10 protein-coding genes are annotated in these 11,784 nt (G+C 60.5%); 3 read left to right on the top strand and 7 right to left on the bottom strand.

The window, feature by feature from the left end; all coding sequences use genetic code 11:
- The 4 genes from ACIREA_RS15805 to ACIREA_RS15820 all read right to left on the bottom strand — a co-directional run.
- Positions 1 to 528, bottom strand: a 528-nt coding sequence (locus ACIREA_RS15805; RefSeq protein ID WP_397383258.1) for an MFS transporter, incomplete at its 3' end; no start/stop codon positions are given.
- 23 nt (positions 529 to 551) lie between these two features.
- Positions 552 to 2,003 carry a DUF1501 domain-containing protein gene (locus ACIREA_RS15810; RefSeq protein WP_397383259.1) on the bottom strand — a complete coding sequence of 484 codons (1,452 nt, stop codon included), beginning with the start codon at positions 2,001 to 2,003 and terminating at the stop codon, positions 552 to 554.
- On the bottom strand, positions 2,000 to 4,612 hold the full coding sequence (locus ACIREA_RS15815; protein ID WP_397383260.1) for a PSD1 and planctomycete cytochrome C domain-containing protein: 2,613 nt from the start codon (positions 4,610 to 4,612) through the stop codon (positions 2,000 to 2,002). The genes ACIREA_RS15810 and ACIREA_RS15815 overlap by 4 nt, the downstream gene beginning before the upstream one ends.
- Before the next feature lie 47 nt (positions 4,613 to 4,659).
- Entirely contained in the window at positions 4,660 to 5,118 is a 459-nt protein-coding gene (locus ACIREA_RS15820) for a YhcH/YjgK/YiaL family protein (protein WP_397383261.1), read from the bottom strand.
- A gap of 157 nt (positions 5,119 to 5,275) precedes the next feature.
- Here ACIREA_RS15820 and ACIREA_RS15825 point away from each other — a divergent pair, with 157 nt between their 5' ends.
- Entirely contained in the window at positions 5,276 to 5,827 is a 552-nt protein-coding gene (locus ACIREA_RS15825; RefSeq protein ID WP_397383262.1) for a 2'-5' RNA ligase family protein, read from the top strand.
- A gap of 48 nt (positions 5,828 to 5,875) precedes the next feature.
- Here ACIREA_RS15825 and ACIREA_RS15830 read toward each other — a convergent pair whose 3' ends face one another.
- Together ACIREA_RS15830 and ACIREA_RS15835 are read right to left on the bottom strand one after the other, a co-directional pair.
- The gene (locus tag ACIREA_RS15830) at positions 5,876 to 7,219 is read right to left on the bottom strand and encodes a hypothetical protein (RefSeq protein WP_397383263.1); all 1,344 of its coding nucleotides are present in this window, start codon (positions 7,217 to 7,219) and stop codon (positions 5,876 to 5,878) included.
- Positions 7,220 to 7,271: 52 nt separating this feature from the next.
- Positions 7,272 to 7,589, bottom strand: a complete 318-nt coding sequence (locus tag ACIREA_RS15835; protein WP_397383264.1) for a ferredoxin — start codon at positions 7,587 to 7,589, stop codon at positions 7,272 to 7,274.
- A 14-nt stretch (positions 7,590 to 7,603) separates the two neighbouring features.
- On the opposite strand from ACIREA_RS15835, the gene ACIREA_RS15840 reads away from it, so the two are divergent.
- Complete coding sequence (locus tag ACIREA_RS15840) at positions 7,604 to 8,503, top strand: LysR family transcriptional regulator (protein WP_397383265.1); 900 nt, start codon at positions 7,604 to 7,606, stop codon at positions 8,501 to 8,503.
- On the opposite strand, the gene ACIREA_RS15845 is transcribed toward ACIREA_RS15840, so the two are convergent.
- A complete protein-coding gene (locus ACIREA_RS15845; RefSeq protein WP_397383266.1) occupies positions 8,500 to 9,933 on the bottom strand; it encodes a DUF1501 domain-containing protein in 1,434 nt (477 codons plus the stop codon). The genes ACIREA_RS15840 and ACIREA_RS15845 overlap by 4 nt on opposite strands.
- Positions 9,934 to 10,056: 123 nt before the next feature.
- On the opposite strand from ACIREA_RS15845, the gene ACIREA_RS15850 reads away from it, so the two are divergent.
- The gene (locus tag ACIREA_RS15850; RefSeq protein WP_397383267.1) at positions 10,057 to 11,643 is read left to right on the top strand and encodes an MFS transporter; all 1,587 of its coding nucleotides are present in this window, start codon (positions 10,057 to 10,059) and stop codon (positions 11,641 to 11,643) included.
- Positions 11,644 to 11,784 lie beyond the last annotated feature (141 nt).

Genomic DNA, 11,784 nt, shown 5'->3' on the forward strand with positions numbered 1-11,784 from the left:
CGTGCGCCAGCTACCGAGCTCGGCCGTCATGAGCCCGCTCATGATCAGAGGCGTGATGATCGCGCCAATGGAGGTGCCGCTCTGCAGCACGCTGTTGCCGAAGGAACGCTCGCGCGCATCCAGCAGCGCCCGCGTGGTGCGAATGCCGCAGGGCCAGTGACCCGCCTCGAAAAAACCCAGCGCCATGCGGCACCACAGCAGCTCCTGCTCATTGTGCACAAAACCCGTCGCCAGCCCGGCCAGCGACCACATCGTCAGCACGATGGCATACAGCCAGCGCACAGAGAAACGATCCGCCGCCCATCCAAAGACGATGGAACCCGCCGCAAACGCATAGGCGAACACCGCCTCGATGTGGCCATACTGCTCCTGCGAGAGCCGAAACTCCTTGGTGATGCGCACCGCCGCATTCGCCAGTGTCTGGCGGTCCATGTAGTTGATCGCAGAAGCGAGCAGCAGCAGGCCGCAGATCGTCCACTTCCAGGTCGCCGAACGGTGCAGTGGATTCGGATCATCGGCGGCGGTCATGTCGGATGCTCGCTGGTCAAATGTTAGGCCAGCAGTTCATCCACCACCTTGGCACCCTGGTTGTCCGTGAGCGATGCGGCGAGACCGTTGCGCTTGTAGGTCAGCTTGGTGTGATCGAGGCCGAAGGTCTTCAACAGCGTGGCGTGGTAGTCGAAGTGTTTCACCTCGTCGATCACAGCCTTGTGGCCAAATTCATCCGTCTCGCCATGCACATAGCCTTTCTTGAAGCCGCCGCCGGCCATCCACATGCTGAAGCCATAGGTGTTGTGGTCGCGGCCCCACTTGTCGCGGCCCGCATCATTTTGCAGCACAGGCAGACGGCCCATTTCGCCGCCCCAGTGAACAACAGTAGAATCAAGTAGACCACGCTGCTTGAGATCAATGAGCAGCGCAGCGCTCGGCTGATCGGTGGCCTGGCAGTTCTTGGGCAGCGCCATGATGAGCGAACCGTGCTGGTCCCATGACTGGCCCGCATTGAGCACCTGCACATAGCGCACACCGCGCTCGACGAGCCGGCGTGCGATGATGCAGCGTGTGGCGTAATCTTTGGTGATCGGATTATCGACACCGTAGAGTTTTTTGACGTACTCAGGCTCCTTCGAAATGTCGAGCGCCTCCTTGGCAGCCACCTGCATCTTGGCCGCGAGTTCGTAGCTGGAGATTCGCGCCTGGAGATCAAGCTCACCGGGGTGCAGGGCGAGATGGTCCTCATTGAAGGCCTTCAGCAAATCGAGTTGGCGCTGCTGCGGCGCACCGGCCAGCGAAGGCGGCGGATCGAGATTGAGAATGCGCGGCTCGGTGGCGCGCACCAGCGTGCCCTGAAACAGCGAAGGCAGCCAGCCATTGGTGAAATGCTCACCACTGAAAGTGGGCAGGCCTCCGGGGTGCGAGAGCACCATGTAGGCAGGGAGTTCGTCCGTCTCGCTGCCGAGACCATACGTCAGCCACGAACCCAGCGCCGGACGACCGGCGGTGATGCGGCCGCCGTTCATCGCATACAAACCCTGTGCGTGATTGCTCACACCAGAAGTCATCGAGCGGATCAGCGTGATCTCATCCACCACCTTGCTCAGATTCGGCAGCAGTTCGCTGATCTCCATACCGCACTCGCCATGCTTTTGGAACTTCCACGGTGAGCCAAAGCATTTCGATGAAGCCTGCGCGAGGTTGTCATACTTGATCTCACCGGGAAACTTCTGCCCGTCGTACTTCGTGAGCATCGGCTTTGGATCAAAGAGATCCATCTGCGACGGCCCGCCCATCATGAACATCGAGATCATCGCCTTCGCCTGCGGCTCAAAGTGCGGCTTCTTCGGATGGAGATCGTAGCGCATCTCCCCGGTGATGCTCTCAGGCTTCACGGGTGCGGCGAGCAGGCCATCGCGCTCCAGCAGCGAGGCAAGGGCCAGCGTGCCAAGGCTGTAGCCATTGGCATGCAGGAAATGACGGCGGGAGCAGAGCTTGGGACGGTTCATTCGACGTAGAGGAAACGGTTTGAGCTGCAAAGGATCTGGCACAGGCTGGCCATGGCCTCTTGCGGCGGATTGGGCACCACGCCTTTCGCGTGCTGGATATCGTGGTGATACTGCGTGAGCGCCTTGGTCTGCTCATCGAGATAAGCGATGCCGCGAGTGACATCAGCCTGAGTCGCTGGTTTGCCAAAAAGCAGCTCCCAGGCGCGCTTAATCTGCTCAGTGCGATTGCCAGGGGCCGCAGCCTCCAGGCGGTCGGCAAGACGGAGTGAGCTGTCGAGCACGAAGGTGTCATTCATGAGCAGCAAGGACTGCGGAGCGACGGTGGTCTGCGCGCGCAGTTCGCAGTTGGGCGTCATGACGGGTGCGTCAAAGGTGTCGAGCACGGTGACCGGTTTGCTGCGGCGCACCTGCACATAGATGGAGCGGCGAAAGTCGTCTGCACCACCCGGATCAACCTTGTTCAGCGTGATCGTTCCTTTGTCGATGCCGGTGACCACGCGCCCCTGCGGATCACGACCAATGCCACTCGGTGGACCGTAGCTCGACTGCACGAGCGTGCCGGTCACGGCAAGCAAAGAGTCGCGCAGCGTCTCGGCATCCAGACGACGCAGTTTGAAACGCGCATAGAGCTTGTTCTCAGGATCGGTGTGCAACGAAGCGTTGTTCACCGAAGACTGCCGGTAGGCACTGCTCAGCATGATGAGGCGATGCAGTGACTTCAGCTTCCAGCCGCTTTTCACAAATTCATCAGCGAGGTAGTCGAGCAGCTCCGGATGCGTGGGCAGCTCGCCCTGGCGGCCAAAATCACCCGGAGTGTTCACAATGCCCCGGCCCATGTGGTTCATCCAAAAACGATTCACCAGCACTCGCGCCGTCAGCGGGTGTTTGCCACTGGTAAGCCACTGCGAATAAGCGAGGCGACGCCCGCTGGACCCGCTGCTCACCGGCACTGGTTTGAAAGGCTCGATCTGCGGACTGGCGAGGATGCTCAGCTCACCGGGAGTCAAAGCTTGCTTCGGCTGATCATGATCTCCGCGATTAAAGAGCTTCGTCACAGGCACTTGGCCCTTCACTTCCGTCAGCGCCATCACAAAGCCTTCCACAGGCTTTGTCTCGCGCAGTTTTTTAGCCTCGGCCATCTTCGCATCCACGATGTCCTGCTTCTTCTTGTCGTAAAGATCGAGTGAGTAAGTCGCGAGTGCAGAGGGATACTTTTTGATGAGCGTCTTCTGCTCCGGGGTCTGTTTGGCGACCGGCGTGTCACGGGCAACGCGGAAGGCCGCCTGCTCGGCCTCGGGCACCTTCTTGATCTCGACCTCGAAAATCTCATCGAGGAACTTTTTGCTCATCGCACGCGCCTCGACCTCGATCTCCTTGGCTTTGACTTCAATCTCCGCCGCCTTGGCGCGCTCTTCAGGAGTGTAAAGTGAGTACAACCTCTGCGCCGGTGCCCGCCAAGCCTCCCAGTTGTAGGCCGGATCAAACACCGCGCGCAGCCGGTAATAGTCGGCCTGTGTGATCGGATCGTAGCGGTGATCGTGGCACTGCGCACATGCGACGGTCATGCCCATGAGCGACGAGGTCGTGACCTTCATCTGCTCGGCAATGACCTGGTTTTTCGCGAGCTTCGCATCATCAGGCGCATCGCCCGTGCCATCGGGTGCCATGCGCAGGAATGCAGTGGCGATGAGCTGATCAGTCCTCTGCGGATCCAGCACAGCCTGCTGAAAATCCGCATGCGTCGCCCCGGCGAGTTCGTCCCCCGCCAGCTGCTCTTGAATGAATTCATTCCAGGGTTTGTCCGTGTTCATCGCACGGATCACATAATCCCGATAACGCCACGCCTGAGGCCGCACCGAGTCTGCCTCCGAATAGCCGTTGGAGTCCGCGTAGCCCACCACGTCCAGCCAATGCCGCGCCCAGCGCTCGCCGTAGTTTTTCGAGGCCAGCAGGCGCTCCACCAGCTGCTCATAGGCCAGCGGTGATTTGTCACTCACAAAGGCCTCCACCTCCTCCGGCGTCGGCAGCAGTCCGGTGAGATCCAGCGTCACGCGGCGAATCAGTGTCCGCCGGTCAGCCTCGGACGCAAAGGTAAGCCCCTTGTCAGCCATCGATTTCAGCAGGAAGGCATCCACCTGGGTGCGCACCTTCTTTGCATCCACATTGGCAGGCACCGCAGGACGTTTCACCGGCTGAAAGGCCCAGTACTCGCGATCATCGTCTGAAATCATCGGTCCGGGAGCGAGCGCCAGCGGTTCGGGCCGCGCGGTCTTCGCCCCTTGGGCGATCCATTGCTCAATGATCGCCAGTTCCGCCTCGGACACCTGCTTGCCCTTCTTCGGCATCTCGCCGTTTTTGATCAGGCGCACCAGTTCGCTCTGTGCCGGCTGTCCCGCCACCACGACATGGCCACCGCCCTCCAGCTTGAGATCCATGAAGCGCCGCAGCCGCAGATCCACTCCGCCCTCCGGCTTCTCCTCCTCCCCATGGCAGTGTGTGCAGTGTGCCTTCACAATGGGGCGCACGTCTTTTTCAAACGTGAGCACGCGTTCCGCGCCGCGAACGGTCACGGCGAGGGAGCAAAAGAGAACAGCAGGCGTCAGCTTCATCAGGGGGAAGAAACCTACGCCCCCAGTACGCCCGTTTTTGCGGGGGATTACTCCACAGCCACTTTGACCACCACTTTGAACACCTGCTCAGGCTTTTCCCACTCGATGCAGGGTGCATGCGCATCCTCCGGGTAAAGAATGGCAAAGTGCCCGCCGCTCATATGCAGCGGCGTCACATCGGGGATCAGCTTCCAAAGCGCGGCCTCTTTTTCCTCGTTGTACGCCATCGTCTCTTCCTTCATCGCCGCCAGCGGCGCCCACAGGATCGTTTCACGTCCGCTGTAGATGAACTGTACATCGATGTACTTCCGATGTGCCTCAAACTTCGCCTTCTCCATCGGCTTCGTCTCATAGGTCTGCACCAGTGCGAAACAATCATCCCCATCCAGATCAAACCGCCCCAGCGGCTGCGTGCCGTCCACCGTGCGGAGATAGGCGAAGGCCTTCGTAAAACGTGAATTCAGGGATTCGTAGCGGGCGGAGTTTTCAAGAGTGTCGAGGATCATGGGAGGAAGAGCTCCAAATCGACACCATGCTCAAGCGGACTGCAACGGACAAAGGCGGACTGCGAATATCATCGCGCATTGAATTGTCATCAGTCTCGCTGAGTGTCCCGTCCCTTCGTCCGCCCTGTCCATGAACGACCAGTTCCTATTTTCAGACATGCCCGCCGCCCTTGAAGAGCAGCCGGTCACCAGCGTCTTTCTGGCCATCCTTCCTGATCAGGTGGCTGCAGAGCAGATCGCCCGCTGCGCGTGCGAGGTGCGGGCTAGACACGGGCTGAAGGGTGCTCCCCGCCCCACGGATCGCTTCCAGGTCACTCTGCATACTTTCGATCATGCCCCACGTGCCTTGGAGCGCTCCGTCCAGATGGCACAAATGGTCGCGGCCAAAGTAGTGAAGGGTGCCAGTCCATTTGAGGTGCGCTTTGACCGGGTGAAAAGCTTCTCTGAGAAGAAATCCAATCGCCCCTGTGTCCTCGCAGACCGTGAAGGCAACGAAGCCCTGCGAGCTTTCGCCTCCCGCTTGAAACGCGAAATGGGCAAGCCCGCCGGACACTTTACGCCGCATGTCACGCTGCTGGACGATGATGCCATCGTTAAGGAAGAATATGTGGAACCTGTCAGCTGGCGGGTAAACGAAATCGTCCTCCTCAAAGCGATCACGAACCTAAAGACTTTCGAAGAACTTGGGCGCTGGACGTTTGAGGGCTGAACGTCTTCGCAATCAACGCAAGACACCGTGCTTGTGAAATTGAAATCCTCACTTCGCACGGAGCAACTCGACAATCGTCTCCCGCATCACCTTTTCTGACTCCGGCGCCGCGAACGCCTGCGTCGGCTCATAGCCGCCTTCGGCAAAGGATTTGTCCAGCGGGATGTACCCCGGCCCGCCGTCACCATAACTCGCCGTGGCAACAAATCCGCCGGGCCGCTGCTGCTGCGCAAAGAGCTGATACTCGATGAAAGTCTCCCCCGGCAAATGCAGGAGGCACACATCATCTCCCAGATGCAGGCTGGTAAACTGTATCGGCACGCCCGCAGCACTCTGGCGGGCAAAGCCCACACGAAACGCGGCACTGATGCGCGTCGAGGCCACGGCCATCGCGTTCTCACACACCTTCAGCATGCGCTCTTCAGGAAACTCGGGATTCGCTTTCAGCACCACCGGCCGCGCGCGCCATTCCATCTTCGTCAGCGGCACGCGTTTCATCTGCTCCTCGGACTTCACCATCGCCGCATAAATATTCTCCCCCAGCCGCACCCGGGCCTCCTTGCTGGCATCATTGTATTTGCCCGCCCCGATGTTGCCACCGCAGCCGGTGAAGTACAAATGTGGCACACCATCGTCCTGCGTGCGGCGTTCGCGTGCGGTGCCCACGAAGTCATACGTCACCATGCCATCGCCGTAGTAGCTCATGGGATGCGTCGCGTAGTAGTGCAGCACCGCCAGCTTCTTCTCGCCGTTCCAAAAGCTGATCGTCTTCAGCAGCGGATCCACCAGCCCCTCCGGCAGTGCCTGCAGCGCCGCATCCTTCGTGGAGCTCAGCCGCATCTTCGCCACCTTCCCATCGTCACCCATGATCCGGCGGTTGGACGCCACCTTCTCCACCGCCGCCTCACCATGCGCGATGTGCGTCAGCGGCACCGCATTCTTCAGCCCCGACTCAAGACTTGCCGCCACACCCTTCAGCGCACGCTCCGCCCACTCAAGGTCCATGACACTCGGCGGCGAAGCAAAACCCGCCAGCAACCGGTGCGATGCCGCATCTCCAATCGGCGCATTGTGCTGGTGCAAACTCTGCACCGCCACGCGCTCCGGAGTCGTCCCCGCCGCTTGTGCCAGCACCTCCCGCCAGTGTACATGATCCCCCGCGCGAATCTCACACCAGTCCACCGCACACATCACCACCGGCTTTGCATCGCTCAAAATCACCACCCCCAGCGCCAGCAAAGGCTCACTCACCCCCGCCACCGGCTTCACCAAGCCACCACACAACGGCGCGCCGACCAGCGGTGTGACATCCGCACGAAATGTCGCAAGCCGCAGAGATTCGCCGAAGGCCGGAAATGTCAGCAACGCAAGGAAAGTGATAAGCTTGTTCATGACTTCACTACGGGGGCCGTGCAGCAAGCTCTCAAACAGATTCTGGATTTCGTCACTGGATTGACTGCCCAATCGATTCTGTGGGGCAGCTCTCCAGAGCCTCCACACAGAGCTGGATCTCCGCCTCTGTCACCGGCTGACGTAAGACAAGGCTTTGACCAAGGTCATCATCACGACGGAAGAAATCGGGCGCATAGTCGGGGCATAGACCGCAATCCGTGCAGCTGCTATCGACGTAGAAACGGCCTGATACATTTTGAGGGAGACGGTCTTCAATATTGGGCATGGATAAAGCGGGATTGTCCGCGCCCATGCTGTCGCACCTTAGATTATTTGCGTGAAATGCATTAAACTCAGGTATTGTTGCCATTGATGCAACAATACTTGGCCCGGAAACCTTTCGACCTTTACGCGCTGCACCTCTTCCATCTCGTGGTGAAACATCACAGTTTCACGCGTGCTGCACGTGAGGCCGGGCTGTCGCAAAGCGCACTCACACGACAAATGCAGTCGCTGGAGGAGCGCCTCGGCCTGTCTCTGATCAACCGTACCACACGATCCGTCGAAATTACCGAAGCAGGCCTCTTTCTCGCCGCTGAAGCCGCGCGCCTGATTGGTGGAGTGGCATCGGCGCTGGATGGATTGCAGACAGAGTTTGGCTCCGTCCGTCCCGAAGTTCGCGTCAGCGTTTCGCGCACGCTGGCAATGGCACACATGCCCGGTCTCTTTCATGCCAATCACCAGCGTCATCCTGAAGTCATGTGCCGCATCAGCTACAACACCAGCAGTTCCATCCTCACAGCTCTGGATGCGGGCGAGATTGACGTGGGCGTCATCTGCCCGCCCTCACCTCTGCCAGACTCCATCAAGATCACCCACCGTTTCAAAGATGCCTTTGAATTGATCGCGCCTGCCACGATGGCAGCCAAAGCACCTGTCAAACGCGCCGAAAGACTCCGGCTTTGGATGGCCCAGCAACCCTGGCTCCACATCGACTCCACCACGCAAACAGGCAAAAACCTCCGCCGTTGGATGAAACGCCAGGACCTCGACCTCCAGTCCGCGATGGAGCTGGACAGCTTCGACCTCATCATCAACCTCGTCGCCTCGGGCTTCGGTCTCGCTTTCGTCCCTCGTCGGGCACTTGCACTTTATCGGAGAAAGGAATCCATCGTCACCCTGCCCTTCCCCGAACGCTTCGAACGCGACATCGTCGCCGTTACCAGAAAACATCGCAAACAGCCGCAGCACGTGCAGCGGTTCGTAGATAACATCCTGTTTTAACCCACCAGCCCCCGGATCACCTGCCCATGCACATCCGTCAGCCGCCGGTCGATGCCATTATGGCGAACGGTCAGCTGGGTGTGATCGATGCCGAGCAGATGCATCATCGTGGCATGGATGTCGTAGCACGTGGTAGGGTTCGCGCGATCCAGCGGCTTGTACCCCCACTGGTCACTCTCACCGGCGGTGACGCCGCCCCGGATGCCGCCACCGCAGAGCCAGTTGGTGAAGACGTAAGGATTGTGATCGCGCCCTTTGCCGCCCTGCGTACTCGGCATGCGGCCAAACTCGGTGGTCCAAAGGATGATCGTGTCATCAAGCAACCCGCGCTGCTTCAAATCAAGAATGAGCGCTGAAACCGCCTTCGCCATGCCCCATGCGAGCGGGCCGTGATCGCGCTCCACATCTTCGTGGCTGTCCCAGTTGCGACGCGGAAAGCCGTTGTCGTTGCCACTCCAGATCTGCACAAAGCGCACGCCGCGTTCCAGGAGGCGGCGCGCGGCCAGGCACTTGCGGCCCATGTAGTCAGCCTCTTCTTCGGGATTGATCTCCGTGGGCCAGACTTTGCGATGCTCCTGGATGCCATACATCGCCTTCATCGCGTCAGACTCCTTCGAAATGTCCAGCGCCTCCGGTGCGGCTAGCTGCATCTTGGCAGCGAGTTCATAGCTCTGGATGCGGCTTTCTAGTCGCGAATCCTCCTCGCGCACCGCCATGTGTTTTCGATTCAGCTGCTCCAGCAGCGCGAAACCCTCGCGGTCGGACTTCGCGCTGATGTAGCGCCCGGCCTTGTGCGGAAACAGATCCGCAATGGGCGTCTCCGCCCCGGGATAAATGATCGTCCCCGCATGCTGCGAGGGTAAAAACGCGCTGTCCCAGTTCTTCGGCCCGTTCGAGGCAAAACCGCGATGATCCGGCAGCACGACAAACGTCGGCAGATTGTCGCTGATGGAGCCCAGCGCGTAGCTCACCCAGCAGCCTACGCCCGGAAAGCCCGGCAGATTGAAGCCTGTGGCCTGCAGCAGCGTGCCCTGCGAATGCACCCCGGTCTTGCCCACCATGTTGTGCACAAAGGCCATGTCATCCGCACAGGCACCCAGTGGCGCGACAGCCTCGCTCAGCATCCGACCGCTCTGGCCATAGGGCTTGAAGTCCCACACCGGTTTCTTCCACGGCCCGAGCCCGTTTTGAAACGCCTCCACCTTCTCGCCAAAGTCAGCGTCTTCTCCGTGGTGCTTGATCAGCGCCGGCTTGTAATCAAAGAGGTCAATGTGACTCGCCGCTCCTCCCATGAAGAGCTGCACCACGCGTTTCGCCTTCGGAACCACCACCTGGGAACGATGCGCAGTCTCCGCGCTGGCCAGCGAATGAAACGCGAGCGCGCCAAAGCCTTGTCCGGCGGTTTGCAAAAGCTGGCGGCGGGTAAACATGACAGAATAATAGGTGTTCATACGCGGCTGGCCAGCCCTCCCTTGTCACGCATTCGCGCGAGTTCTGAGAGGAAGCGAATTGCACAGTCGCGCAGCCGTGCAAAAACGTTATGCTTCACACACATGTCAGCCTGGTCTCCGCTCCGCAATTCTGTCTATCGTGCCATGTGGCTGGGCAGCATCGGGTCAAACATCGGCACCACGATGAATGACACGGCCGCCGTCTGGACGATGACCACGATGACGAGCTCGCCTTACCTCGTGTCCTTGATGCAGACGATGTCGAGCCTGCCGCTCTTCCTCCTGGCCCTGCCCGCCGGAGCACTGGCAGACCTGGTGGACCGCAGGAGGCTGATTTTGATCGCGCAAACCGGCGCCCTTCTCACCGCTGTCGGCATGGCGCTCCTGGCATGGTACGGCGCTCTCACGCAGACCCTGCTGCTGCTGGCCACCTTTCAGCTCGGCGTCGCCGCAGCTTTCACCATGCCCGCCTGGCAGGCCCTGATCCCGGAAGTCGTCGGGCGCGAACAACTGTCCTCCGCGATTGCACTCAATGGCGTGGGCTTCAACATCGCCCGCTCGCTCGGCCCCATCCTCGGCGGCCTGCTGCTCGCGGCCCTGGGCCCTGCGCCTGTTTTTGCATTGAACGCCCTGTCCTTTCTCGCGGTGATCGGCGTCATGTGCACGGGCAGCTACATCGCCACCCCTCGCAGCGCCCAGCAGGAGCAGATGCTCGGAGCCATGGCCGCCGCCATCCGCTACGCACGCCATGCACCTGCCATGCAGGCGGTGCTTTGCCGTGGCGGTATCCACATGTTTGCCGCTGTGGCACCCGTGGTGTTGCTCCCGGTCATTGTTCATTCGCGGCAATGGGCCGCCGCAGATTTCGGCATCCTCATGGGCTGCTATGGAGGCGGTGCCATCCTCATGGCCCTGCTGTGGCTGCCCCGGCTGCGCGAGCGCTTTTCGTTCGACCAAGTGCTGCTCGGTGCCAGCCTTACGGCCGCGTTGGCCACGGGCATCCTCACACTGGTGCCCGGCAAGGTGGCCATGGGACTCGTGCTCATGGTCACAGGTGCGGCGTGGATCAGCGGCATCAACACCTTCAGCGTCGCCTCGCAAAGCGTGTTCCCCAACTGGGTGCGCGCCCGCAGCTCTGCGATCTATCTCGTCGTGATGCAGGGCGCTTTTGCCATCGGTGCCCTCACCTGGGGGCAGCTGGCCAGCCATCTCCATGCGCCGGTCACCCTCGGCATTGCCGCAGGCTGCCTGCTCATCAGCGCCCTGCTCACACGTCTGCTGCCCATCAGTCATGTGGAAAATCTGGACCTCAATCCTTCCGGCCACATGCTGCCTCATAGCGCGATGACCACCGAACCCGCCCCCAGCGACGGCCCCGTGCTCATCACCCTTGAGTATCACATCGATCCCAAAGAAGCCCCCGCATTCCGTGCCGCCATGCTGCATCTGCGCGAGGTCCGCCTGCGCGATGGCGCATTCCGTTGCTCCCTCTTCGCAGATCTGGAAGATCCCACGCACTACCGTGAGACTTTCCTCGTCGGCTCCTGGGCCGAACACCTGCGGCAGCACGAACGCGCCACCATGGAGGACCAGCGCACCGAGCTCGCCGTGCAGAGCTTTCACCGAGGTGCCGAACCACCCCGCGTGCGGCACCTGCTCATGGTCAACCTGCGCGATGTGAAACCCTGACCCTGCGGCAGGATTGCAGAGGACGGGCCATCTACTGCGGCCAACCCCAACACCGTCCGGCGCATGCAAAAAATAAACGCAAATTCATCTTGTCCGGGAATTGGGGTTCATATCGGCGGTTTTTGATTGAGCAACCAACTC

It is taken from the genome of Prosthecobacter sp. (assembly GCF_044373815.1).
GTDB lineage: Bacteria > Verrucomicrobiota > Verrucomicrobiia > Verrucomicrobiales > Verrucomicrobiaceae > Prosthecobacter.